Genomic DNA, 25,002 nt, shown 5'->3' with positions numbered 1-25,002 from the left:
TCTGAACCAAAATTCAGCGGTTAGAGGAGGGGCCAGTTTCTGTCTTTTTCCGACATGACACTTGGCGTGTCGGGCCATGGAATCCCGAGGGCAGGGTCATCATGTCGTAATCCTGTTGCGAAATCAGGTGCGTAGGGACGAGATATCATATAGCGAAGCAACACATCGTCCGTGAGCGTTTGAAAGCCATGTGCACAGCCTTTAGGAATGTAGAGCTGTACGCCATTTTCCGACGATAACTCCAATCCAGTCCAGCGTCGATAGGTAGGCGAATTCGGTCGCAGATCGACAAGAACATCCCAGATTACGCCTTTTAAACATGTCACAAGCTTGGTCTCGGAGTGTGGTTCATTTTGATAATGCAGCCCGCGTAAAGTTCCTTTTTCCCGAGAAAAAGAGAGGCTGTGTTGTGGGAAATCCGTTTCCATTTCCCGTTCGGCAAATGCGTTCTCACAATAGACGCGCGCGAACCAACCCCGCTCATCTTCGAGCTTATCTGGTTCAACGGACCATGCACCGTCTATATTAAGCGGGGTAAATCGCATTGTTCGCCTCAGATCACTGCATATGGCCATTCTGACAGTTCCGTGCTTTGGGAATAGTATTGTTTTCGGGGCAGCGGACCGGCCCTAAGATCAAGGTCCAGCTACCTAAAAGGCGTAGCCATGTACCCCTTCATCGACATTGGGCGAGGTTAGGGGGATTGTCGGGGATCAATCGACGGATGGTGGGGGCGGCCAATCGTATGTATGGCTCGCTCCTCATTACAGTCTCGGAAAAACCGGGCAAACTTAGTAATTTTGATCGTCCGGCATTGAACGGAATTCAAACCCACATACCCGTAAGGGACCGAGCAGGGCGAGGTATATCTATGACCATCCAAACGCCGGGCATATCACGGAGTGCAGGCATGGCTCGAGAGCAGGCAGGTTGCCGCTTGTGCGGGACACTTCTCAAACACACATTTGTAGATCTGGGCATGTCTCCGCCGTGTGAGAGTTTTCTCACTGTGGAACAACTTGATCACATGGAGCCGTATTATCCGCTATATGCTTTTGTGTGCGACCATTGTTATTTGGTTCAGCTAAAAGAATATTTCAGCCCTGCCGATATTTTCACCGAGTATGCTTATTTTTCTTCCTATGCTACAAGCTGGGTCAATCACGCTCGGATCTATTGTGATGAAATTACTGAAAAGCTGGGTCTCAACGGAAATAGCTTCGTTGTTGAGATTGCAAGTAACGACGGCTATTTACTTCAGCATTTCCTACCCAAGGGTATTCCAATTCTGGGAATTGAACCCGCTGCCAATGTAGCCAAAACAGCGATCTCCAAAGGCGTGCCCACCCGTATCGACTTCTTTGGCTCGACCCTTGCTGCGCAAATGGTTGCGGAAGGCGGAAAGGCTGATCTGATCATCGGAAATAATGTTCTGGCACAGGTGCCGGACCTCAATGATTTTGTTCGGGGTATGCAACTTCTGCTAAAACCTGAAGGTGTTATTACTCTTGAGTTTCCACATCTCGCCAATCTGATCGAGCAAAACCAGTTCGATACAATTTATCACGAACACTTCTCGTATTTTTCACTTCTGACGATCCGCTATATGGCTCATCGTCATCATCTCAAGGTGATTGACGTTGAAGAGGTGTCGACGCATGGCGGTTCGCTCCGTGTTTATCTCGCGCACAATGCCAGCAAACGAAAGGCCGGGCCACGCGTTGCAGCGCTTTTGAAACGCGAACAGACATTCGGTCTCAATGAAATTTCCACGTATGAACAATTCTCGGAAAAAACACGTCGTACAAAACGGGATCTGCTGTCGTTTCTGATCGCTGCAAAAAATGCGGGTAAACGTATCTGTGGTTACGGCGCGCCTGGGAAGGGCAATACGCTCCTTAACTACTGTGGAATAGGAACTGATTTTCTGGATTTCACAGTTGATCGCAACCCGTACAAACACGGTCGTTTCACTCCCGGTATGCATATTCCGATTTATGATACCTCGATGATTGATAGCTATAAGCCTGATTATATTCTGATCCTGCCCTGGAACTTCAAGGATGAGATTATTCGTCAGATGCAGCATGTGGTCGAATGGGGTGGAAAGTTCATCATACCTATCCCGCATGTCACACTGATCGATCCAGCATTACTCACAGAGGAGCGCTAGATTATGAAGGTCGTTCTTTTCTGCGGTGGCCTTGGCACTCGAATAAGGGAATATTCAGAGAATGTTCCCAAGCCGATGATCCCGCTTGGTCACCAGCCGATCCTCCATCATGTCATGGAGTACTATTCCGATTACGGCCATAACGACTTCGTTTTGTGCCTCGGATACAAGGCAAATGTGGTCAAAGACTTTTTCCTTAACATACGGCCGCAAACATTTGCGGATTGTGTAGTTTCCGATGGTGGACGCAATGTTCGCTTGCTTGAAGAGGTCGATCGCGACTGGAGCGTGACTTTGCTCGACACGGGTATCTGGCGCAACATCGGTGAAAGATTGTGGAGTGCACGTTCACATGTCGAAGGTGAGGATATGTTCCTCGCAAACTACAGCGACGGTCTCAGTGATGTCGACCTCGACGATATGACCGATCGTTTTCGCAAGAGCGGTAAACTGGCATGTTTTCTGGCTGTCCGTCCGCCGTTGACATACCATCTTGCCGACATTGCAGAAGGTGGCGATGTCCGCGCTTTCAGAACCTCCAACACCTCTGATATCTGGATAAATGGCGGTTATTTCCTTTTCCGCAATGAGATATTCGATTACATGCGCGAGGGTGAGGAGCTTGTGTTGGAACCATTCAGCCGCCTGATCGCCGATAATCAGCTTATGGCCTATAAATATGAGGGTTTCTGGCGTTCGATGGACACGCTACGAGATTGGCAGACTCTCGAGGATATGGTCGAGAAGGGGGATATGCCCTGGAAAAAGCACAAGACAGAAATTAGTGCAGCCAACATCGCGATTGCACTATGATTGATCTGAGTTCCCTGACGCAACTTGGCAGGCCGCTCAGACTGCTCTGTCTGGGCGCGCATTCAGACGATATCGAAATTGGATGTGGAGGAACGCTTCTAAGTCTGATCGGGATGGGAGTCCCTCTGGAGGTAGATTGGTGCGTTTTGTCGGGAGGAGGAGATCGGCGTGCAGAAGCGGAAGCTTCGGCGCGTGATTTTCTTGTTGGAGTGCAAAGAAGCAGAATTCACTTAAAGGATTTTGAGGACAGTTATTTTCCTGCTCAAAGCAGGGCCATCAAAGAATGGCTGATAGGGCTGCGCAACACAAACCAGCCGGATCTTGTTTTTACGCATAGCCAGGGGGATGCCCATCAGGATCACCGTATGGTTCGGGAACTCACATGGAATATTTTCCGTGACCAATTAATTCTGGAGTATGAAATTCCCAAATGGGACGGCGATCTGGGGCGACCAAATGCTTATGTTGCATTGTCAGCAGTGGTACTGGAAAAGAAGATTGAACTACTGATAAAAAACTTCGGCACTCAACGATCCAAAGACTGGTTTGATCAGGAAACTTTTCGCGGAATTGCGCGTTTGCGTGGGATGGAATGTCGCGCCCCTGAAGCATATGCGGAAGCATTTTACGCGCCAAAGATCAAAATCTTTTAAGATCACTGAGATCGAGCAAGAGCTTTACCATGTGGTCGGGCTTTGATGAAACACGAATGATCGTGACGGGCTACGCAGTCTTTAGTCGCTTAAAAATCAGTTCTCCAATGGGGATGGCTGATGTGGCGGCTGGCGAAGGCGCATTGCACACATGCAAGCTGCGTTTTGTTTGCAAAAATTTGAAGTCGTGAATGAGGTGGCCTGAATTGGAAACCGCCTGCGCTCTTATGCCAGCTCTGTAAGGAAGCAAGTCGTTTGCTTGAAGTGTGGGGCAATATTTTCGACATTTATCGAGATAGCTTGATTTAAAGACGCTATCCTTTACTTCCTCAATGCCGGACCGCAGATTTTGCGAGATGACTTTCCAAAATCCGGGGAAGCGCGTGTAAGTCATGATGTCATTTAAACTGGCAGAAAATTTTGCATAGCCTTCCCGCGAAAGTCCGAGGACGGCGTTTGGTCCTACGGTCAGGCTCCCATCCATCATTGGAGTGAGATGGATTCCAAGAAACGGCATTGACGGATCAGGCACCGGATAAATCATTCGTTCGACTAAATTATTCAGCTCCGGTTTGAGTGCATAATATTCGCCCCGAAACGGTACGATTTGAAAGTCGATTTCCAAACCAGAGCGTTGCGCGAGGCGATCGGACTGAAGTCCGGCACAGGCAACGATGTATCGGCTTTCCCAGACACCTTTGTTGGTATGAACACGTATGCATTCGCTGCGTTCTTCTACAAAACTGACATCGGTGCCCAAAATGATTGTTGCGCCGCGCGCTTTAATCAGTTCGCCCATTGCACTGGAAACAGCCCGATAGTCAACAATACCACTTTGTTCAACCAAAAGAGCTTTCAGACCGGTGACGGCTGGCTCCATTTCGATGAGTTCCGACTGATTGATCATCCGACAGTTTATTTTGTTGGCTGCGGCATTTGCCTCAAGCCCATTGAGGCGTTGCAACTCGATATCATTTGTTGCCACGACCAGCTTACCCGGTGTTCGATACGGGATATCGTGTGTGTCGCAAAATTGCTTTGTTGCTCGTTCCCCGGCCCGACATAGTTCAGCCTTTAGGCTACCGGGCTGATAATAGATGCCCGCGTGGATGACGCCGCTATTGTGTCCGGTTTGGTGAGAAGCAAGCGAGAGCTCTTTTTCGAGGAGGAGAATGCGTGCGTCTGGTTCGCTCCTGGTGATTGCCAGTGCGGTTGCCAGGCCAACAATTCCTCCCCCAACAATACAGTATTCGAACATGTTCAAGCTCGATATTATTGCCGCATGAAACCCTCGTGATTAGTCACACAACCATTCCAAAGCGTCAACTGAACTTCCGCTTTACGCCGATATGCCAATTACCTCGTTGGTATAAAGGCGTGATCGGTTCCACTGTCTTAGAATACTTATTTGACGACAAGCCAACGCGCGTGCCCGACGCTGCATTGAAGAATTTTGGGCCTGACATGCGACTTTTTCAGAAAACCAGTCTAATGCTTCAACCGAAGAGAGAAAGGTGCGGTGCTTCCAGATGGTCACAAATAGGAACGATCTTTCCGATCTCTCTGTGTTTTTGCTGATTGTGAGATACCGGAGTTTCCGAAAAGCTGCTGATCAACTGGATTTATCCGTGTCTGCACTTAGCCATCGAATGAAGGCGCTTGAAGCACGTCTTGGAGTGCGATTGCTTAATCGAACCAGCCGGAGTGTTGCTCCAACTGCGGCAGGCGCGGTATTGGCAGATAAAGTTGCTGCAGGTCTTGATATCATCAACGGCGGCATAGAAGAATTGCAGGGACAATTCAGCGGTATCGCAGGAAGCGTGCGCATTAACGTGCTCAAGGACGCTGTTCCGCTGTTGCTTCAATCTGTCTTGCCCGTTTTCCGCGAACGTTATCCAAACATTGAGCTGGAAATTGCCGCTGATGACAACTTTCTTGATGTTACGGCGGAGGGTTTTGATGCCGGGCTCAGATATGCTGGCTCTATCCCCGAGGATATGATCGCGGTTGCGATCAGTGAACCGTTGAATTGGGTTGCGGTGGCCTCGCCAGCCTATCTGACGCGCGCCGGGCATCCCAAACATCCGGCTGAACTGATGAACCACAACTGCATCAGGATAAGGACGGGGCGTGGTCAGATTTTCCATTGGGAGTTCGATCGCGGCGACGAGAGTTTACAGATTGATGTTCCTGGCTCGCTGATTTCTGGCTCAACAGATGTCTCTATGGCTGCAGCTCTGTCCGGGACCGGGATTGCGTATTGTCTGGAAAAACTGGCTGAACCATATGTGAAAACGGGACAGTTACAAATAATTTTGCCCGAATGGGCCTCTCTTGGTCCTCCACTGGCCTTCTATTATTCCAGCCGCCGCCAGTTGCCTTATGGTCTTCAGATGCTGATCAAAACAATCCGGGAATTACGCCCGATTGATCGTTGAGATAAACTAAATGATCCATTGAATTGACCATGATTGATTCAACCATCAGCGCCCCGTACTTATGCTGATGGAAGATGGGCAAGCAAGCGCATATGAATTCGTATGGAGACGACATGTATATTCCCAATGCAGACCGATATGAAGGTGTCGACTATCGCCGCACTGGCCGTTCGGGTCTAAGGTTGCCGCCGATCTCACTTGGTCTGTGGCAGAATTTTGGAGGTGCTGATGTATTTGAAACAGGTCGCGCCATCATTCGCCGGGCTTTTGATCGCGGTGTTACGCATTTTGACCTCGCCAACAATTATGGCCCTCCATATGGATCGGCAGAAGAGAACTTCGGCAACGTTCTGAAGAAAGATTTCCGCGATCATCGCGACGAACTGGTGATTTCGACGAAAGCCGGTTGGGACATGTGGTCCGGGCCTTATGGTCGGGGTGGTTCTCGCAAGCATGTGCTGGCTTCCCTTGATCAGAGCCTTCAGCGCATGGGGCTCGATTACGTTGATATTTTCTATTCGCATCGCCCAACCAACGACGTGCCACTTGAAGAAACTGTTGGCGCTCTTGTCCAGATGGTTCGTCAGGGCAAAGCGCTTTATATTGGTGTTTCTTCTTACAATCCGGAACGCACTCGGGAAACTGAAGCTCTCTTGCGGGCCGAAGGCATCCCGCTATTGATCCATCAGCCATCCTATTCGATGCTCAATCGCTGGATTGAGGAAGAACTTCTTGGAACGCTGGATGCGTTAGGCACGGGTTGTATTGCGTTCTCACCACTGGCGCAGGGGCTTCTGACCTCGAAATATCTTGGCAACGTACCAAAAGACGCACGTGTTTCCCGAGGCGGATCTTTCAACGAGCGATTGCTCAGTGACGATAACCTTGCACGCGTTCGCGCGCTTGATGCGATTGCAAAGAAGCGTGGTCAGTCATTGGCTCAGATGGCGATTGCCTGGGTCTTGCGTGATCCTCGTGTGACGTCTGCGCTCGTCGGTGCCCGCACAGTCGAGCAGCTTGATGATTCCCTTGATGCACTCAAGAACCTGAGTTTCAGCAAAGAAGAGCTCAAGGAAATCGATACCCATGCAGGCGAAGGCAGCGTCGACCTCTGGCGCAATGTGATGCAGCAGAACTAAACGGTTTTAGAACCAGGATGCGCTCAGGCAAATGAGTAGCGCGCCGATCTTTTTCAATTGGATCGGCGCGCTAATTTCTTGCCCCTAGATAGGATCGTTCAAAGAGGCATTTTTTTGTTTTCAGTGCTTGCCGAAGTCGGTGTAAATATCGGTGCGCGTTTGCGGCACTGCTGAGATCCCGCGCCTACGTTTGGAGGCCAGGGTCTGATTGATTTGAACTGTCCCTCGTTCAAACGCCAATGCACAGCCCGCCAGATAAAGCACCCAAAGGCGTGCCTTTGGATAGCCAATTTCCTCGATGGCCTTGTCGAAATTTGCATAGAGCCGCTCACACCATAAACGGCACGTCCGGCCATAATGTTCGCGCAGGTTCTCCACATCATGAACCTCAAAGCCGTGTCCTTCGAGATTTTCAACGGTCATGCCGAGATGATCCAATTCCCCGCCTGGGAAAATATACTTCACCAGCGCGAGATGTTCAGCACTTTTACGATTAAAGGCTTTCTTGCTTTTCTTCATGCGACGGGTGATCGCGTGATGCATATAAAGACCGCCGGGACGCAAAAGCCGGTTCACTGCAGTGAAATAACCATCGTAATTTTCGATGCCTACGTGCTCGAACATTCCCACCGACGATATCTTGTCAAACTGGCCGTCCAGCTCAGCATAAGATTTAATGTGGATTGTGATTTTATCTTCAAGGCCCGCCGCCCTGATCCGCTCGCGCGCAAGCGCTGTCTGCGCTTCGGACAGGGAAACACCCGTGCCGGTGACGCCAAAGTTCTGCGCAGCATAGATCAGCAATGCTCCCCAGCCACAGCCAATATCAAGGAGACGATCTCCCGGTTGAAGCCGGAGCTTTCGGCAAATCAGTTCAAGCTTGTCTTTCTGCGCCTGATCAATGTCATTTGCCCAGTCTGTGAAATAGCCGCATGTATAGACCATGCGCTCATCGAGAAACAGCTTATAGAATTCGTTCGACACATCGTAATGATGCGTGATTGCTTCTTTGTTCGATCCGCTAACGAAAGGGGCTTTGCCGTCGACCGCAGCCCGCGCTGCAGACTTGCCCGCGAAAACAAGTGCCGGAAGATCCTTCAATAACTGCCATTTCGGCAGTTCTTTAAGTCTTTCCTTGAGTTTGCCGTCGATTTTTGCGTTTGCCAGATCGAAAATTGTACCATTTTTAATATCGACGCGGCCAGATACCCAGATATCGATCAATGAATCATAATTTGGTTTGAGTATAAGTTGTCGAACGATCGTCGGATCATTGATTACGAGCGAGGCACCTTCGAAGTTTCCAATTCGCGTACCATCCCAAAGCTCGACGTTGAATTGCGGGCGAAGTGTTTCAATAACTGTCCGTATGATACGCACTGACTTGGTTTCTGCAGTCATTCAACGCCTCTCGATGTTTCACAGACAAACGCTCTTCAAACAAACTTAGCCTAAAGCGTTTATCGATTGAATGGCCATAAAATTCTATGCTTTACCCTCAAAATCTTGTGTTCTCGTGGCATGTAAGCTCATCTGCGGTTGACCTTCGCCACCCAACATTGAGATCGGGCTTTTTACTATTTGTTGAATGAAATTTCGCGCCGATGGTGCGCTTTCGTCTGCCCGAAACAGAACAGCGATCTCAGATGTAATTGGCTTTCCGGCAATAGAACGGAACTCAATATTGGGAAGTCTGACAACGTTTCTTACAGAACTCGGAATGACTGACACACCTGCGCCGAGTGAAACCTGTGTGAGGACAGAAAGAAGGCTGCCGGGCTTTGCCACTACATCTAATGGAAAGCGGCCACGGCGAGCGACTTCATAGGTGCCAAACTCTTGTTCGGGCATTACAAATTTTAATCCCGCGAGTTCACGGGGGGGCAACGGTACACTGTGCGTTGCTTTGGGATGACCTGAACAAAAGGCAATACAGAATACGTCTCTGAGAAGTATATGTGATCGGAGTGAAGAGGGATAAACCATTGGCAGTCGCACAAAGCCCAGATCGAGCTGCCCTTCTTCGATTAATTTTGGCAAGTCCTCCATAGGATATTCGCGCGCGCGAATGTTGACGCCCGGCCATTGATTCGTGAACTGAGAGATTTGTTCTTGCAGGACACCAGCATAGGCAGCAGACCCGACGTAACCTATCTCGATCCGTCCTATTTCACCCCGTCCGGCCCGCCGTCCGGCACTTTCTGCCTTTGCATACTGGTCCAGAACGAGACGGGCTTCATCGAGAAAAACCTTGCCCGCCGATGTCAGCATGACTGAGCGCTTGGTCCGTGTGAATAAACGTACAGAAAGAACGCGTTCGATTTCCTGGATCTGGACGGTCAGGGTCGGCGCAGCGATGTTCAAACGCTCAGCTGCACGAGCAAAATGCAATTCTTCAGCCACGGTAATGAAATAACGAAAGTGCCGTAGCTCCATTTCAAGTTCCTTCAATAATTAGTTTTTACCTAATAAATAGCAAGAATAGCAAGAATGAAACAAATTATGAAATCAGCTTAGGTGACGCCATAATTTTAGAAGGAGTCGCCCAATGTCATCACGTATCGCTTTAGCCGTCCTTATGAGTATCAGCGTCACACCAGCCTTAGCACTGGACCTTCCCACCAAGCCTTATCTGACGCTGGAGGCAGCACGAACTGTTCTAACCGCTGCACAGGCAAAGGCGTCTGAGAATGGCTGGCCATGCGTGATTGCTGTGGTCGATGCTGAAGGACTTCCGATCGTTATGGAACGGATGGATAATGCCTCTGTTCTCGCAGGTGTTGATCTGGCTCCCGGCAAAGCTCGGACAGCTGCTCTTTTTCGACGTGAAAGCGGGGCGCTGGAAGATGCAATCAATGGCCCGCGGCCAGCAGCGGTGACAGCGCAGGGCTTTGTCATGATGCGAGGCGGCGTACCTATTACAGTTAATGGCACAGTTGTGGGCGCAATCGGTGTCTCGGCAGATACACCGGACCACGATGAGCAGATAGCGAAGGCCGGCATTGCCGCGTTGATAAAATGACCTTGGACATCGCAGTTGCTCGTCGGAAAGCCAATACGTCCCTCACGCTTTTGACCGCCTCTATCGGTTGCGCCATGACGGTGCTGGATACGAACGTCGTTGCTGTGGTTTTACCAACAATAGCGCGTGATTTCGGTGCGTCTTTCGCCGAAGTTGAATGGGTCATCAGTACCTATGTGTTGTGTTTTGCGTCCTTGCTTCTGCCTGCAGGAGCAATTGCCGATCGCTTCGGCCGCCGCGCGGTCTTTCTGATCGGCATCGGAGCATTTGCGTTGTCCTCCTGGTTATGTGGCGCTGCCCCCTCAGCAGCAGCGCTTTATCTGGCGCGTGCAGCTCAGGGCGTGAGCGCGGCCTTTATGCTTGCGCCCGCACTTGCCATTATCGGGCATACTTTCCACCAGGAAGAGGAGCGTAATCGCGCGTGGGCCATGTGGGGCGCAATCATGGGCCTCACGATGGTCCTGTCACCAATTCTGGGCGGAGTAATCGCTTATGCTTTGGGATGGCGATGGGCCTTCTACATCAATGTTCCAATATGTATCGCTCTCGCACTCGCCGCATTGCGACTGATTGAAGAATCGCGAGACGTGAATGCACGACGGCTGGATCCCTTTGGCTTCGCTTCATTTTCTGCCGCGATGTTTGGAATTACGTGGGGGTTGATCAATGGGCAGGCTCATGGGTGGCTATCTTTCGTTGCACTGAGCGGATTTGCAGCGGGTGGCGTGGCGCTCGTTATTTTTGTGATTGCAGAGACTGTCCAAAGTCGCCCGATGCTCGACCTGAGCCTGTTTCGTAATCCCCGCTTTGTCGGCGGAGTGTGGGCAATGTTTGCCTATGCGGCCTGCGCTCAGGTCATGGCTTCCATGCTGCCATTGTTTCTTCAGAACGGTCTTGGGCGAACAGCTTTGCAAGCAGGCTTTGCTATGTTTCCATTCGCCATTGCAATGCTGATTTTCCCCAATGTCGGCCGTCTTCTCAGCAAGCGATTTGGTTCCAGAGAAATTCTTGCACTTGGTCTTCTGATTGTGGGTATGGGAAGCTTATTGACTGCCTGGGGTGCCAGAGATGGCGCGTGGTCCACTGTGATGTGCGGCATGCTGGTTCTTGGCAGCGGAGGCGGTCTTCTCAATGGTGAAACGCAAAAAGCAATTATGTCGGTGGTTCCCAGAGAAAGAGCTGGTATGGCATCGGGCATCAGCACCACATCCCGTTTCTCTGGAATTCTCTTAGGGTTTGCAGTGTTGAGCGGTATACTTGCAAGTGTGGTACGGAGTGCGCTTATTCAGATTAATTGTGCGGACCCGACTTGCACACCCGCTTTTGCAGAGGCGATTGTAGCGGGCGATTTACCAGCTGCGCTTTCTGGAATTGCGCCTTCCGCACGCGATGCAGCGATGATGATCGCCATGAAGGGATACTCGACGGGCTTTTCAGCAGCACTCACTGTTTCCGCAATCGTGGCGATTGTGTCTGCTCTGCTGGTTTATGCCCTTATGCGCGCCGCGAACTCGTTGCCAAAGTCATAGAGCATCGCAATTGCCCGGTTCTATGAGGCACAGCATTCCCTGTTGGTTATTATGGTCTCGAATGCGAGACCATAATGATTTTATTGTGGCAGTGGAACTTGGAGCGTATGTGCCGCATTCGAATATACGCCGTAATAAAAGTTAGAAGTTGGAACTATTTTTTATAATGTAATTAAATTCAGTCGATCTGTTCGTTCTTTTTACCGCCTCCTTATGAAACGTTTTGAATAACATTATTCATATAGAGGGCGTCATGTTGAAATCTGGTTTTCTACGTCTTGCTGCAGCTACATTCTTAATTGCTTCGCTTACTCAAATTAGTTCTGCTGAAACACTGCGCTGGACGCGTGCTGCCGATGCCTTGACGCTGGATCCTCATGCGCAGAACGATGGCGTGACGCATGCTATTCTCAATCAAATCTACGAAAGCCTTGTCTGGCGCGATGCTGAGGGCAAACTTATCCCACGGCTTGCAACGGAGTGGCACTTGAAGGAAGGCGATCCGACCACGTGGGTGTTCAAGCTGCGTGAAGGGGCTAAGTTTCACAATGGCGATGATCTGACCGCAGAAGATGTTGTCTTCACGCTGGACCGCGCTCGTTCCGATAAGTCTAATCTTCGCCAGTTGCATGCCGATGTGGAGAAGGTGACTCCTGTGGGTGATCACACTGTTGAGGTGAAACTACGCGCACCCAATGCGATTTATCCGAACAATCTGACCGGTACTTACATTCTCGACAAGACATGGGCAGAGCAAAATGATGCTGCGGACGTGCAGGATATTGCCGCTGGCAAAGACAATTATGCTGTGCGTAACACCAATGGCACTGGCCCTTATATTCTGAAATCACGTGAAGTTGGTGTTCGCACGGTGCTTGAAGCCAACGAGCATCATTGGGCGGAAAAGAAGCCGGAAATTACGGAAATCATCTATACGCCGATTGCAGACAATGCGACGCGTGTTGCAGCCTTGCTTTCCGGCGAGGTGGACTTCCTGCATGAAGTGCCGGTGCAGGACATTGAACGTCTGAGGAAGACGCCGGGCATCAAGGTTTCGGTTGGACCTGAGAACCGTTCAATCTTCCTTGGCTACCGCGTTAATAGCGCGCCGCTTGCGTCGTCGGATGTGAAGGATAAGAATCCTCTCAGTGATGTGCGTGTTCGTGAGGCTTTCGAGCTGGCGATTGACCGCGATGCGATCAAGACCGTAGTTTTGCGCGGTAACTCAGTGCCGACCGGCATTATCGTTCCGCCTTTCGTGCATGGCTGGACTGAGGAATTGGACGCTTACTCAAAGCCCGATGTAGAGAAGGCGAAAGCGCTGATTGTGGAAGCCGGTTATCCGCAGGGCTTTACGATCACGCTTGATACGCCAAACAATCGCTACGTCAATGACGAAGCCATTGCGCAAGCGGTTGTCGGTTTTCTGGGACGTATTGGCGTGAAGGTTGCTCTGGCATCGCGTCCATATGCGCAGCACGCTCCGCTGCTTATTGACCAGAAATCAGATTTCTACTTGTTTGGATGGGGCGTTCCGACCTTTGACAGCGCCTATAATTTCAATGATCTCGTTCACACCCGGGCAGGGCGCTACGGTGCCTATAACGCGACCGGTTACTCAAACCCGGAAGTGGATAAGAAGATCGAGTCTCTTGGTGCCGAGATCGATCCTGCAAAGCGTGATGCGACTATCGATGAACTCTGGAAACAGGTGAAAGCAGAGCATCTCTATCTGCCATTGCATAATCAGGTGGGTGCCTGGGCGGTGCGTGACAAGTTCAATCTTGAACATCAGCCCGATAACTCGCCGAAGGTTGGACAGGCGACCATCAATAATTGATGACACGAACGACCCTTTCCGCGTGCCTCCGGGCCACGCGGAAAGGGTCGTTCGTTCATATTTCAGGCAGATCTTATGACCGGATTTATTATCAGGCGTATCTTTCAATCCATGGGCGTTATGCTGGCCGTGGCTTTGATTGCATTCGCCGTTATTCGCTTTGTCGGCGACCCGCTGGAATCCATTGCCAGTCAGGAAACACGACTGGAGGAGCGACTGGAAATCAAGCAACGCCTTGGGCTCGATCAGCCGGTTTATCTCCAGTTTCTTTCTTTTCTCAAGCGCGGTTTGTCTGGCGATTTTGGTTTGTCTTATAAGCAGCAGGAACCGGTGAGCCGTATGATCATTGAGCGGCTGCCAGCAACGCTCGAGCTTGCAATAACCTCATCGCTTATTGCGCTGATCGGCGGTGGAATTCTGGGTGTTTATGCAGCGCTGCGTCCCGTATCGCGTCTGACCGGCTTTCTCATGACCGCTTCACTCATCGGCGTCTCACTACCCACATTTCTGATCGGTATCGGCCTTATCTATCTCTTCTCTGTTGAACTTGGCCTGCTTCCATCCTTTGGGCGCGGGCAGGTGGTGGCGGTTGGTAGTTGGTGGACGACTGGCTTTTTAACCGTATCAGGCTGGCGGTCACTGATCCTGCCGGCAATCACCTTGTCGCTGTTTCAGATGACATTGCTCATGCGGCTGATCCGGGCGGAAATGCTGGAAGTGCTGCGGCAGGATTATATTCGGTTTGCAAAGGCACGCGGCCTATCGCGCCGCAGCATCTATTTTGGGCATGCGCTGAAGAATACGCTGGTGCCTGTCATCACGGTTGTTGGTTTGCAATTGGGCTCTGTCATTGCCTTCGCAATCGTGACGGAAACAGTTTTTCAGTGGCCGGGTGTTGGGTCGCTGTTCATCAGCTCGGTGCAAGCGGTCGATGTGCCAGTAATGGCGGCATATCTCGTGTTCATTTCGCTCGTCTTTGTGATCATCAATCTCATTGTCGATATTCTTTATCATGCTGTTGATCCGCGTCTGCGGTTTGACCGCATTGCTGCGGGAGCGTGACGTGACCGATACATCTCTTCTCCGTCTTGCCACCAAAAGTCGGTTGTCGCGAAGCCAGTCTGGCAAGAGACGCTGGCGGATTGTACCACTGACAACGCTTGCCGCTACGCTCGCAGCCGTGCTGATACTGGGTGCCGTTTTTGCGCCGCTCGTCGCACCACATACCCCCTTCGATCCCTCAACACTTGATCTGATGGATGGCCTGACGCCGCCATTGCAGGCGAGCGCTTTCACGGGCAACAGCTTTTTGATGGGCACAGATCACCAGGGACGCGATATATTTTCGTCCATTCTTTATGGCAGCCGCATTTCGCTGCTCGTCGCATTTTCAGCGACCTTTGTATCCTTATTGATTGGTGTGAGTGCCGGACTTATCAGTGGATATAGAGGTGGTATCACCGATGCAGTCATTATGCGTATTGCCGATGCTCAACTCACATTTCCAACCATCCTGATTGCGCTTTTGATTTTTGGTTTTGCGCAGCGGCTGATCCCGCCAGCGCAGCAGGAGACGGCAGCGGTGTGGCTTCTGATCTTTGCAATAGGTCTTTCAAACTGGCCACAATTTGCACGCACCGTCCGCGGCGCAGTGCTGGTAGAGCGGCGTAAGGATTACGTTTCGGCAGCGCAACTGATCGGTGTTCGGCCCGTTCGATTGTTGATTACGCATATTCTGCCCAATCTGCTCGGGCCTGTCATGGTAATCGCAACAATCGGCCTTGCACTTGCGGTGTTGGAAGAAGCGACGCTTTCCTATCTTGGGGTTGGTGTCCCGCCTACACGACCCTCACTCGGCACTTTGATCCGCAATGGCCAGCAGTTTTTGTTTTCCGGCGAGTGGTGGATTCTGGTCTTTCCTGCATTAACCCTCGTACTTCTTGCGCTTGCAATCAATTTGCTTGGCGACAGGTTGCGTGATCGTCTTAACCCGAAATTGCGTGAGAAATCCAGGTGACAGACAGTTATTCGAGCAATCAGCCTCCGGTTCTTTCTGTGCGAAATTTGGGCGTAGATTTTCCCACAGACGGCGGCGTCTTTCATGCGGTCGACCAAGTGTCTTTTGATATTGCCGCAGGCGAAGTCCTCGGCATGATAGGGGAGTCCGGTGCGGGAAAATCTATGACCGGTTCTGCGATCACGCGGCTTATCGATCCGCCGGGCCGGATCGTGAGCGGTGAAATTCGCCTCAAAGGCGAACGCATCGATACATTATCAGACAAGGAACTGGCGTCATTGCGTGGACGCAGGATTGGTACTGTTTTTCAGGACCCTTTGGTTAGCCTCAATCCGCTTTATACGATTGGCCAGCAATTGGTGGAAACCACACGCAGGCATCTGCCCCTTGACGCAGTGGCTGCGCGTAAACGCGCGGTTGAGCTGTTGACCGAAGTTGGTATCCACGATGCCGAGCAACGCCTTGGTGCTTATCCGCATCAGTTTTCTGGTGGTATGCGCCAGCGCGTTGTGATTGCGCTGGCAATCGCGGCAGACCCTGAATTGTTGATTGCCGATGAACCCACTTCAGCACTTGATGTTTCTGTTCAGGCGCAGATTATCGCACTTCTCAAAAGGCTTTGTATAGAGCGTGGCCTGGCAGTTTTGCTTATCACGCATGATATGGGCGTCATTGCGGAAATCGCTGATCAGGTGGTGGTACTCAACCATGGGCAGGTCGTTGAGACGGGGCGGGTGCGCGACGTTATTCAGGCGCCACGTGAAGATTATACACGAAAGCTCATTGCTGCCACACCTTCCATTCACCAGAAAAGCAGCAGGAGCAATCTGGCTGACAAGCAACCGGATATTTTGAGCGTCAATAATCTCAAGCATGATTTCAGCACATCGGGTGGCCGCTTTTCTTTCCTCAGAAAAGCGAAAAAATCCGGCACGATCCGCGCGGTCGATGACGTATCCTTTAATATCCGCGAAGGCGAAACCTATGCACTTGTCGGTGAATCAGGCTCTGGAAAATCGACGATAGCACGCATTATTGCGGGTCTTTTATCCGCTCAGGACGGCCAAATCCGGATTGATGGCACGACGAAAAGGTCAACTCATGGCGCCGTGCAGATGGTGTTTCAGGACCCCTATGCCAGCCTTAATCCACGCTGGCGTATCGGTGATATCATAGCGGAGCCGATCCGCCGTCTGAACCTTGAGAAAGACAATCAGGCAATTCAAAGCCGTGTTCATGACCTCTTGGAAAAGGTGCGATTGGAGCCGGGTTCCACGCGCCGTTATCCGCACGAGTTTTCGGGCGGACAGCGGCAGCGCATTGCTATTGCCCGCGCGCTTGCCAGCCGTCCGCGTTTTATCATCTGCGACGAACCAACGTCGGCACTTGATGTTTCCGTTCAGGAACAAGTCCTTGATTTAATGGCACAATTACAAGCCGAATTTGGGCTGACCTATCTGCTGATCAGCCATAATCTGGCGGTTGTTCGGCAAATGGCTGACCGTGTTGGCGTATTGCGTCAGGGCATTTTGGTCGAGCAAGGTGCAGTAGAGGAAGTTTTCCAGAATCCCAGCCACTCCTACACAAAGATGCTGATCAACGCAGTCCCAGATATTGATCTCGCATTGGCGAGAAGAGGGTTTTAAAGCACCTTCGGCAAAAGTGCGTAGCGGTTTTGCGTAGGATTATGCGTAATGACAAAGATAGATGGCTTGTTACTGACTCGTTCGGAGATGTCGCAAACGTATATTGCATGTCAGCTTTGCCGCATGAGATAAGCAAATTCTTCAAAGTTCTCAGGATTATCATTATGGCAACTGTAAAGCTCTGGACTGATAACGACGCTGAAAAGTCACCACGAGTAAAAGCTGTGTTCGATGACATAAAAGCCGTGCGAAGGTCAGATTTCATCAATAATTTCTGGCGAGGGCTTGCGAATGATCCTCTTACTCTGGAACGCACATGGCAAAGTCTGAAGGAGGTCATGGTCGCTCCGTCTGCATTGGACCCGCTCACCAAAGAGCTGATTTACATCGCTGTTTCGGTGGCGAGCGGCTGCAACTATTGCATTCATTCGCATACGGCAGCTGCGAGAGCAAAAGGGATGACCGATGCTCAATATGGTGATCTTCTGGCCGTTATCGGTATGGCATCAGAAACGAACCGTATCGTTACTGCGTTGTCCATACCTGTTGATCCGGAGTTTGAAGTAATAAGCTAAATGTTGTGATTATGGTGCCGGTCTGGTGCCATAGTTCTCTCCGAGATCAAGACTTATTTCCCGGATTGAAATGTCTGGCGAAAAATTGTTCTTCTTTAGATAGCAACATAGAAAAAGCTGCCTGCAATGTAACGCGTGGACTGTCTATTGATGATCCAGAAAGCGTTTCACATTCCGCGATTATTCCGGCCTCTCTGGTCGCCTGTTTCCGGCCTGAAACGATTGTTTCGGCGTGTGAAAGGTTACCTGGTTGTCGCGGTCCCTTGGCTCAATCAAATCGGTCAGTCAGGAAAGAATTGTCCTGATCCTGGCCGCAGTTTTATTTGCTGGCTTTGCCCTGACCCTTGACGGGTTCAGGGCGACCGGCAATCTCATTGCAATTGTTCGCAGCGTTTCCGTACTGGGCATTCTGGCAATTGGAATGGGACTGGTGGTTATTGGGCGCGGTATCGATTTGTCGGTGGTTGCAATTATGGTGATCGCGACCGCTTTGCAGCTCGAACTGCTACATCATGGCTGGAACCTTCTGTCGGCAAGTTCGATTGTTTTCCTGATTGTGGTAGCAATCGGTTCGGTTAACGGGTTTCTGGTTGCATATGCCAGCGTGCCGGCATTGTTTGCAACGCTTGCCACAAGCGCCTTTGTCTTCGGCTTCGTACGTTCGCAAATACTGACACAGGATGTTGTATCCGTTCCACAAGATGCTGTGGCTCTGCTGTCTTTGGGGCAGGCGCGGTTGGTTGGATTACCGCTTGATGTGCTGCTGTTTGGTGGCATGCTTGTTATAGGCTGGCTTTTTTTGCGCTACACCAAGCCGGGTCGCTTTCTTTACCTTATGGGTGACAATTATCAGGCAGCGCGGACAATGGGTATCGCCGTTCGGCCGCTTACACTCCTCCAGTATATCGTCAGTGCATTGCTGGCATGGATTGCTGGTGTAGCAACGGCTGTCAGCCTGCAAAGCATGAACACCCGCATCGTCAATTCAACGCTACTTTATGATGTGGTGCTGGTTGTGGTCATCGGCGGCATTGGTCTTTCTGGTGGCAAGGGTGGAATGCGCAATGTGCTGGTCGGGGCGCTTCTGATCGGCATTCTGCTCAATGGAATGACAATCCTCGATCTCCCCAACATCTACCAGAACCTGATCAAGGCAACGATCTTGCTCGCCGCAATTATTCTCGATGGGCGCCTCAATCCACGCGACGAGCAGACGAGCCAGCAAGGTGACATTTAACATTTAAAGTATCTGGGCGACATGCTGCCCATATCGGAGAGGGATAGAAAATGAAGTTCTGGAAACGCGGATTACTGACTGCATTGTCTGCAAGTGTCGTGCTTGCATTTGGTGCGCTGACCGCCCCCGCGCAGGACGCAGGCAATGCGGGGCCTGCAACTTACGAAAATGCGTTGAAGGGCAAGCGAGTGGTGCTTGTACCAATGACGATGGGCTTTGACCTGGCACAGGGCTGGAACCATTTCATCGGTGAAGAAGTCAAGGCTTTTGGCGGCATTTGGGAAACACGTGATCCGAACTGGAGCGTGGATGCAGGTGCACAGGCGATCACCGATCTGATTTCTTCGGCCAACAAACCAGACGTACTGATTGTGCAGTCGCCTGACATTAATTCCTATAGCCGTCTTTACAAGCGCGCGCAGGATGCCGGAATTTTTGTCATTCAGCTCGACAATCCATCGAATTTTGCGTCTGATGTTTTCGCCGGTTCCGATTGGAAGCGATTGGGCGAACTGGAAACGGAAGCCGTCATTAAAGGCTGCGGGCCTAATTCCAGCAAGAAAATTGGCGTGATACAGGGCGATCAAGTCAATGCATCAAGCCTCGATCAATGGGCTGGTGTCCAGGCTGTTCTGGAGAAGAATCTTGAATTCAAGATTGTTGGCCAGCCTGACTCCAACTGGGATCCGACCACTGCTCGCAATGCAGCTACCACCCTTCTTCAGCAGAATCCTGATGTTTGCGGTATCATCGATTTCTGGGATGCAACGGCTCAGGGAACAGCTGCGGCTATCCGCGATGCGGGACTTAAAGATAAAGTCTTTCTGGTGACGACCGGCGGCGGCGAAGAAATCGACTGCAAACTGATCGAGGACGGTACATTTGGCGCAATCGTAACGAGTGAACTGGTTCGCCAGTCGCACGATGTTGTCACCGCTATAAAACTATTGCTGCAGGGCAATGAAAAGCCGGGCGACAAAGCGCGTTATCTCTACACGCTTGAACGCGCGCGCACCAAAGCGGACCTGGCCCCAGGGGTTTGCTGGAGCCAGAAGGCGATCGAAGCCGCGAAGATTTAAAGCCAAAACTATGGAAAGCGCGGCTCTATGAGGCGTCGCGTTTTCCAGTTTTACCAATATGCCTCTGCCCAAAGGCGGGGACTAAAAGACAGCTATTGCCTTGCGGAAAGCCGGATAAATCGAATGAAACTGAGAGAAGCGCTTGCGCGATTTCGATATAATAAAATTCCGGATCATCTTGCGGGAGAGATTCTGGTTAAAAACTGGGCCGACAATCTGGTTCCATTTGTCTTTCTCATTGCTGTCATTGCCATTTTCGGCTCGCTCATTCCCGGCTTTTTCACCGCGGGCAGTTTGCTCGATACATCGCGTCAGCTTGGTGAATTTCTCATCGTCGTCATCGGTCTTACTGTAGTTATTATCGGTGGCGGCATTGATCTGTCTGTTGGTTCAATCTTTGCGCTCTCTGCCTTTGCGGCACTTTCCGTCATTTACATCGGCGAAGGTCCTGTCTGGCTTTCTTTTATAGCAGCGGTCGGCATGGGCGCTCTCTTTGGCGCGTTCAACGGTTTCCTCATAGGCTATTTGCGGCTGCGCGCATTTTTGACGACGCTCGTCACACTCATCATTGGGCGCTCAATCTATGATATTTTGATCATCCACTACGGTAAGCAGATCCAGAGTTCGCAGGCCTATTCTGATAGCTTTGACTGGATCGGCATTGGAACGCTTTGGGGCGTGCCTGTGAGCGCTTTGATCGCGCTTCTGTTCACTCTGATTGCGCATGTAGTTATTACGCGCTCGCGTATTGGTTGGCATATAAGCGCTGTCGGTGGAGCGCGTCGCTCAGCTTTCAATATCGGTATTCCCGTGCGACGCACAGTGTTTCTGACCTATGTTGTTTGTGGAGTAGCCTGTGGCGTTGCCGGGTATTTCTTTGCGGCGCGTCTTTCGGGTGTGGGGCCGGGCTCAGGGCTTGGTCTGGAATTGCTGGCATTGACAGCAGCAGTAGTTGGCGGCAACAGCCTTGGCGGCGGGCGCGGTTCAATTGCAAAAGGCCTTATGGGGGCCGTCGCGGTTTTGATCATCAACAATGGCCTGATCCGCATGGGAGCGGGCACCGGCACCAATCAGATGATCCTCGGACTTCTGTTGGCGTTTGCTATCGTATTCGATGTGCGTTGGCTGAAAAATCGGCACAAGGTTGTTTCCGAAGTTTATGTCGCGCCAGTATATCACAAGATGCAAACGGCTTTGTCAGCGTTTCCCGGGGCGGACTCGCCTTACGCACTTAACAATTCACTGGCGGATGCTGAAGCCATCGGTATTGGTGAAGTTGAGGGCCCTGAAGACGTTATCCTTGATCGCGACGATAATCTCTATGCCGGTACGAGACATGGCGAAATCGTGCGCTATTTTGCACCGGACTACAAACGCTCGGAAATATTTGCACATATCGGCGGTTTCCCGCTCGGCCTTGCAATTGACCGCGATGGTTCGATTAAATCATGTGTTGGCGCAATGGGCCTATACTCAGTAGCGAACGATGGTGAAGTAAGTGAATTGTCGACGGAAACACGCCGGTCGCTTTTTTCTGTCATTGACGACGCGCGACTGCGCGATCCCAACGATTGCGACATCGATCGTCAGGGCAGGGTGTGGTTTACAGACTCAACAACACGTTATGACGCGCATGACTGGGCACTGGATTCGATTGAAAGCCGCCCTACCGGGCGTTTGTTGGTTTACGATCCAAAGACAGGTAAAACGCGCACTGTTCTCAAAAACCTGCGCTATGCTAACGGTGTTTGCATCGCACATGACGGTCAGTCATTGCTGCTGGCGGAATCCTGGGCTTGCACAGTTCATCGCTATTGGATCGAAGGACCGAAGGCAGGCACGCTTGAAACGGTTATTCGTGATATGCCGGGCTATCCCGACAATATCAATCGTGCATCGGACGGCACTTACTGGATGGCCTGGCTTGGTATGCGTACGCCGAGTTTTGATCTCGCATTGCGCAATCCCGGCATGCGGAAGCGCATGACGCGACGCTTGCCGCAAGATGAATGGCTGTTTCCCAACATCAATACCGGCGGCGTGGTTAAGTTTGACGACAATGGCGAGATAGTTGCGACCTTGGGTGATCTTGGTGGTGCCAGCCATCCTATGGTGACATCCATGCGTGAGCACAAAGGCTATCTTTATATCGGCGGTATTCTCAATAATCGCATCGGCCGCATCAAAATCGACGGCGCAGACCAGAACTGGACGGGTTGGAGCTCCTATTGGGGAGATGTGAAATGAGTTTCATTGACCGTCTTCTTGACCCGTTTCGTGGCAAAGCAATCACCATTCCGCCCTATGATGGTGCATTCAAACCGAATAATGCGCTGGATGATGCGTCTGTCCAGTTTCAACATAATGCGTCGGATAATCTCGTGCTTTGGGCAGGAAAAGTGCTCTTTTCGTCCAACGCATCGATTTTCGCGATTGCGGGGGAGACTGCTGAAAAGGTCGCCGACTATGATGCGGATATTTCTGCTCTCGCGGTTCTTTCCGATGATGCACTACTTGTCGCCCTCGAAAATGGCACTCTTGTTGTTCGTGGAGGGACGCATGATGGCCGGACATTCGATCATTTAGGGTCTAATCGGCTGGTCTGCCCAACGGCTGTGTCGGTTCTCGACGCGACAACCGTTGTTGTTGCACAAGGTTCTAACCATCATGCGCCGTCCGACTGGGTGGTGGATCTGATGGGGAAACGCGCCACTGGCTCTGTCTGGAAGCTTGATATCACCACAGGAGAAGCAACACTTCTGGCAGACAAGCTTGCGTGGCCATCAGGTGTTCATGCCGCCACTGATGGGACCGTCCATGTCAGCGAAGCTTTTGCCCATCGTATTGTTCGTGTTGATCCAAAGAACCAACGAGCCAATGTGAAGCCGGTTTTGACCAGAATTCCCGGATATCCGGGCAAATTGTCGACGTCCGCCAATGGTGGTTTCTGGTTATCGGTTTTTGCGCCCCGTAACCGTTTGATCGAATTTGTGTTGCAGGAAGACGCATTCCGCCACGATATGCTCAAAATGGTCGAGCGGGAGCACTGGATTGCCCCTGTTCTATCGTCTGGCACGAGTTTTCTCGAGCCGCTTCAATGTGGTTCTGTGCGGACAATGGGTGTGCATAAGCCCTGGGCACCATCACGCTCCTATGGGTTGGCTGTTCGCCTCGACAACCGGTTCCAGCCGCTTGAAAGCTTCCATAGCCGTTCCGATGGCAAGCGCCACGGACTGACTTCGATACTGGAGACAGGTCAGTCAGTTCTCGCGAGCGTAAAGGGCGCGGATCTTATTCTGGATCTTGGTAAAGGTGATAAACTATGACGATCCTGCTGGAAACCAAGGCAATCACAAAATCCTATCACGGCAATATTGCTGTTGATGCGGTTGATTTTGACCTGTGTGCAGGCGAGATTCATGCGCTTCTGGGTGAAAACGGAGCAGGCAAGTCGACCTTGAGTAAATTGCTTGCCGGGGTTGTGGAGCCCACATCCGGCACGTTGATTTTTGATGGTAAGGAAATACGGTTCACACGTCCTGCAGATGCCTTGCAGCATGGCATCGCTATGGTATTTCAGGAAACAAGTCTCGTCCCTTCGATGACAGTTGCGCAAAACCTTTATCTTGGTGATGAGAAAGCATTCAATCGCTTGCGCGGCATCACGATCGCTGCCCAGCAGTTCCTGCAGTCGCTGAATTTTACAGTCGATCCTACGGCGAATGTTTCGACGCTTGGCGCTGCTAAACGCCAGATGGTGGAGATAGCGCGCGCCGTTCGGCTTAATGCCAAAATCATTATCTTTGACGAACCAACCGCCACTTTGACACCTGAAGAACGAAAGCATTTCTTCTCGCTCGTTTTGCGTCTCAAGGCGCGCGGGGTGACGGTGGTATTTATCAGTCATGCGCTCGAAGAGGCGCTACAGATTTCTGACCGCATCACCATCATGCGAGATGGACAGAAAGTTATTACGGACATAACGGCCAATTTCGATCAGGGAAAAATCGTTCAGGCCATGATCGGGCGTGTGGCTGCGCAGGATATATCCACCCGCGAGAGAGTGCGACCGGCGGGCCTGAAAATCCTGTCTGTTGAGGATGTTTCGATGGGCGCGATGGTTCGAAACACTTCGTTTTCCATTTTTGAAGGGCAGACGACAGGTATCTTTGGACTGGTTGGCTCGGGCCGCACCGAGACTGCCAAGATCATTGCCGGCATTTACAAGCGTAATTTTCTGCGCGGTGGTTCAATTGCATATCAGGGCAAACCAGTGCGTTATACGACGCCGCACGAGGCTGTGCGCGATGGCATTGTCTATGTCACAGAAGACCGCAAGCTGGAAGGCTTCTTTGAGACGATGTCTGTCGCCGAAAACCTCTATTCGGGGTTGCTTGCAGCCGGGCTTGAGCGATTGCCCTTCGTCAGTTTTTCCGAAATGAAAGCACTGTCAGAGACATGGAGCAACAAGCTCGCGATCCGCAGCATTGATGCTCAGGCGCGGGTTATAGAGCTTTCAGGCGGTAATCAGCAGAAGGTCGTGATCGGTAAAGCACTCGTGCAGAAGCCGAGATTGATCATCTTCGACGAGCCCACACGTGGTGTCGATGTTGGAGCTGTTACAGAAATTCATAACTTGATTGAGGAACTCGCAGGTCAGGGACTCGCAGTCGTGGTTATATCGTCTTATCTACCTGAGATCCTCGCGCTTTCTGACCGCATACTCGTTTGCCGCCAGGGCCGCGTGGTGGAAGAGTTTTCTCCACTCAATGTGTCTCAGGAAGAGATCATGTATGCCGCAGTGCACTGACAATCTTTCGGGCAGTGCGCTGTCTTTTATC

21 protein-coding genes are annotated in these 25,002 nt (G+C 51.2%); 17 read left to right on the top strand and 4 right to left on the bottom strand.

Annotation, left to right across the window (positions count from 1 at the left end):
• Nucleotides 1-20: 20 nt before the first annotated feature.
• The gene (gene rfbC, locus ACSME1_RS19545) at nt 21-545 is read right to left on the bottom strand and encodes a dTDP-4-dehydrorhamnose 3,5-epimerase (protein WP_424576646.1); all 525 of its coding nucleotides are present in this window, start codon (nt 543-545) and stop codon (nt 21-23) included.
• 326 nt (nt 546-871) lie between these two features.
• Between rfbC and ACSME1_RS19540 the strand changes: the two genes are divergently transcribed.
• The 3 genes from ACSME1_RS19540 to ACSME1_RS19530 are packed head-to-tail and all read left to right on the top strand — an operon-like array spanning nt 872 to nt 3,639.
• Nucleotides 872-2,173, top strand: a complete 1,302-nt coding sequence (locus ACSME1_RS19540) for a class I SAM-dependent methyltransferase (RefSeq protein WP_100557799.1) — start codon at nt 872-874, stop codon at nt 2,171-2,173.
• A gap of 3 nt (nt 2,174-2,176) precedes the next feature.
• Complete coding sequence (locus ACSME1_RS19535; protein ID WP_435655654.1) at nt 2,177-2,986, top strand: sugar phosphate nucleotidyltransferase; 810 nt, start codon at nt 2,177-2,179, stop codon at nt 2,984-2,986.
• On the top strand, nt 2,983-3,639 hold the full coding sequence (locus tag ACSME1_RS19530; RefSeq protein WP_435655653.1) for a PIG-L deacetylase family protein: 657 nt from the start codon (nt 2,983-2,985) through the stop codon (nt 3,637-3,639). Before ACSME1_RS19535 ends, ACSME1_RS19530 begins: the two co-directional genes overlap by 4 nt.
• Nucleotides 3,640-3,709: 70 nt before the next feature.
• Here ACSME1_RS19530 and lhgO read toward each other — a convergent pair whose 3' ends face one another.
• Entirely contained in the window at nt 3,710-4,897 is a 1,188-nt protein-coding gene (lhgO, locus tag ACSME1_RS19525) for an L-2-hydroxyglutarate oxidase (RefSeq protein ID WP_435655784.1), read from the bottom strand.
• Between the two features lie 271 nt (nt 4,898-5,168).
• Here lhgO and ACSME1_RS19520 point away from each other — a divergent pair, with 271 nt between their 5' ends.
• Nucleotides 5,169-6,077, top strand: a complete 909-nt coding sequence (locus ACSME1_RS19520; protein WP_024896707.1) for a LysR substrate-binding domain-containing protein — start codon at nt 5,169-5,171, stop codon at nt 6,075-6,077.
• 113 nt (nt 6,078-6,190) lie between these two features.
• A complete protein-coding gene (mgrA, locus tag ACSME1_RS19515; RefSeq protein ID WP_435655652.1) occupies nt 6,191-7,216 on the top strand; it encodes an L-glyceraldehyde 3-phosphate reductase in 1,026 nt (341 codons plus the stop codon).
• A gap of 120 nt (nt 7,217-7,336) precedes the next feature.
• Here the strand turns inward: mgrA and ACSME1_RS19510 are convergent, their stop codons facing one another.
• Together ACSME1_RS19510 and ACSME1_RS19505 are read right to left on the bottom strand one after the other, a co-directional pair.
• On the bottom strand, nt 7,337-8,617 hold the full coding sequence (locus tag ACSME1_RS19510) for an SAM-dependent methyltransferase (protein WP_024896709.1): 1,281 nt from the start codon (nt 8,615-8,617) through the stop codon (nt 7,337-7,339).
• 84 nt (nt 8,618-8,701) lie between these two features.
• Nucleotides 8,702-9,667 (bottom strand): LysR family transcriptional regulator, encoded by a 966-nt coding sequence (locus ACSME1_RS19505; RefSeq protein ID WP_435655651.1) that lies wholly within the window; start codon nt 9,665-9,667, stop codon nt 8,702-8,704.
• A 97-nt stretch (nt 9,668-9,764) separates the two neighbouring features.
• Between ACSME1_RS19505 and ACSME1_RS19500 the strand changes: the two genes are divergently transcribed.
• The 12 genes from ACSME1_RS19500 (at nt 9,765) to ACSME1_RS19445 (ending at nt 24,971) form a co-directional block, all read left to right on the top strand.
• Entirely contained in the window at nt 9,765-10,238 is a 474-nt protein-coding gene (locus ACSME1_RS19500; protein ID WP_435655650.1) for a GlcG/HbpS family heme-binding protein, read from the top strand.
• Nucleotides 10,235-11,767: an MFS transporter gene (locus tag ACSME1_RS19495; protein ID WP_435655649.1), complete on the top strand. Its 1,533-nt coding sequence runs from the start codon at nt 10,235-10,237 to the stop codon at nt 11,765-11,767. Before ACSME1_RS19500 ends, ACSME1_RS19495 begins: the two co-directional genes overlap by 4 nt.
• 253 nt (nt 11,768-12,020) lie before the next feature.
• Nucleotides 12,021-13,607, top strand: a complete 1,587-nt coding sequence (locus ACSME1_RS19490; protein ID WP_435655648.1) for an ABC transporter substrate-binding protein — start codon at nt 12,021-12,023, stop codon at nt 13,605-13,607.
• A 75-nt stretch (nt 13,608-13,682) separates the two neighbouring features.
• Nucleotides 13,683-14,669: an ABC transporter permease gene (locus tag ACSME1_RS19485; RefSeq protein WP_435655647.1), complete on the top strand. Its 987-nt coding sequence runs from the start codon at nt 13,683-13,685 to the stop codon at nt 14,667-14,669.
• A 1-nt stretch (nt 14,670) separates the two neighbouring features.
• Nucleotides 14,671-15,624 (top strand): ABC transporter permease, encoded by a 954-nt coding sequence (locus ACSME1_RS19480; protein ID WP_435655646.1) that lies wholly within the window; start codon nt 14,671-14,673, stop codon nt 15,622-15,624.
• Complete coding sequence (locus tag ACSME1_RS19475) at nt 15,621-17,270, top strand: ABC transporter ATP-binding protein (RefSeq protein WP_435655645.1); 1,650 nt, start codon at nt 15,621-15,623, stop codon at nt 17,268-17,270. The genes ACSME1_RS19480 and ACSME1_RS19475 overlap by 4 nt, the downstream gene beginning before the upstream one ends.
• Nucleotides 17,271-17,434: 164 nt before the next feature.
• Nucleotides 17,435-17,845 (top strand): carboxymuconolactone decarboxylase family protein, encoded by a 411-nt coding sequence (locus ACSME1_RS19470; protein WP_128094500.1) that lies wholly within the window; start codon nt 17,435-17,437, stop codon nt 17,843-17,845.
• A gap of 250 nt (nt 17,846-18,095) precedes the next feature.
• Nucleotides 18,096-19,082, top strand: coding sequence for an ABC transporter permease (locus tag ACSME1_RS19465; protein ID WP_435655644.1), 987 nt, complete (start codon nt 18,096-18,098; stop codon nt 19,080-19,082).
• A 50-nt stretch (nt 19,083-19,132) separates the two neighbouring features.
• Entirely contained in the window at nt 19,133-20,161 is a 1,029-nt protein-coding gene (locus tag ACSME1_RS19460; protein WP_435655643.1) for a sugar ABC transporter substrate-binding protein, read from the top strand.
• 123 nt (nt 20,162-20,284) lie between these two features.
• On the top strand, nt 20,285-22,408 hold the full coding sequence (locus ACSME1_RS19455) for an ABC transporter permease (RefSeq protein WP_435655642.1): 2,124 nt from the start codon (nt 20,285-20,287) through the stop codon (nt 22,406-22,408).
• Nucleotides 22,405-23,487 carry a hypothetical protein gene (locus ACSME1_RS19450; protein ID WP_435655641.1) on the top strand — a complete coding sequence of 361 codons (1,083 nt, stop codon included), beginning with the start codon at nt 22,405-22,407 and terminating at the stop codon, nt 23,485-23,487. Before ACSME1_RS19455 ends, ACSME1_RS19450 begins: the two co-directional genes overlap by 4 nt.
• Complete coding sequence (locus tag ACSME1_RS19445) at nt 23,484-24,971, top strand: sugar ABC transporter ATP-binding protein (RefSeq protein ID WP_435655640.1); 1,488 nt, start codon at nt 23,484-23,486, stop codon at nt 24,969-24,971. The genes ACSME1_RS19450 and ACSME1_RS19445 overlap by 4 nt, the downstream gene beginning before the upstream one ends.
• The last annotated feature ends 31 nt before the right edge of the window (nt 24,972-25,002 follow it).

The sequence above is a fragment of the Brucella pituitosa genome, assembly GCF_965577835.1.
GTDB lineage: Bacteria > Pseudomonadota > Alphaproteobacteria > Rhizobiales > Rhizobiaceae > Brucella > Brucella pituitosa.
Note: the sequence above shows the minus strand (reverse complement) of the source record. Positions and strands in the feature narration are given on the sequence as shown.

Coding starts and splice junctions, on each gene's coding strand:
- rfbC (WP_424576646.1), bottom strand. CDS start 545: ATGCGATTTACCCCGCTTAATATAGACGGTGCATGGTCCGTTGAACCA.
- ACSME1_RS19540 (WP_100557799.1), top strand. CDS start 872: ATGACCATCCAAACGCCGGGCATATCACGGAGTGCAGGCATGGCTCGA.
- ACSME1_RS19535 (WP_435655654.1), top strand. CDS start 2,177: ATGAAGGTCGTTCTTTTCTGCGGTGGCCTTGGCACTCGAATAAGGGAA.
- ACSME1_RS19530 (WP_435655653.1), top strand. CDS start 2,983: ATGATTGATCTGAGTTCCCTGACGCAACTTGGCAGGCCGCTCAGACTG.
- lhgO (WP_435655784.1), bottom strand. CDS start 4,897: ATGTTCGAATACTGTATTGTTGGGGGAGGAATTGTTGGCCTGGCAACC.
- ACSME1_RS19520 (WP_024896707.1), top strand. CDS start 5,169: ATGGTCACAAATAGGAACGATCTTTCCGATCTCTCTGTGTTTTTGCTG.
- mgrA (WP_435655652.1), top strand. CDS start 6,191: ATGTATATTCCCAATGCAGACCGATATGAAGGTGTCGACTATCGCCGC.
- ACSME1_RS19510 (WP_024896709.1), bottom strand. CDS start 8,617: ATGACTGCAGAAACCAAGTCAGTGCGTATCATACGGACAGTTATTGAA.
- ACSME1_RS19500 (WP_435655650.1), top strand. CDS start 9,765: ATGTCATCACGTATCGCTTTAGCCGTCCTTATGAGTATCAGCGTCACA.
- ACSME1_RS19495 (WP_435655649.1), top strand. CDS start 10,235: ATGACCTTGGACATCGCAGTTGCTCGTCGGAAAGCCAATACGTCCCTC.
- ACSME1_RS19490 (WP_435655648.1), top strand. CDS start 12,021: ATGTTGAAATCTGGTTTTCTACGTCTTGCTGCAGCTACATTCTTAATT.
- ACSME1_RS19485 (WP_435655647.1), top strand. CDS start 13,683: ATGACCGGATTTATTATCAGGCGTATCTTTCAATCCATGGGCGTTATG.
- ACSME1_RS19470 (WP_128094500.1), top strand. CDS start 17,435: ATGGCAACTGTAAAGCTCTGGACTGATAACGACGCTGAAAAGTCACCA.
- ACSME1_RS19460 (WP_435655643.1), top strand. CDS start 19,133: ATGAAGTTCTGGAAACGCGGATTACTGACTGCATTGTCTGCAAGTGTC.
- ACSME1_RS19455 (WP_435655642.1), top strand. CDS start 20,285: ATGAAACTGAGAGAAGCGCTTGCGCGATTTCGATATAATAAAATTCCG.
- ACSME1_RS19450 (WP_435655641.1), top strand. CDS start 22,405: ATGAGTTTCATTGACCGTCTTCTTGACCCGTTTCGTGGCAAAGCAATC.
- ACSME1_RS19445 (WP_435655640.1), top strand. CDS start 23,484: ATGACGATCCTGCTGGAAACCAAGGCAATCACAAAATCCTATCACGGC.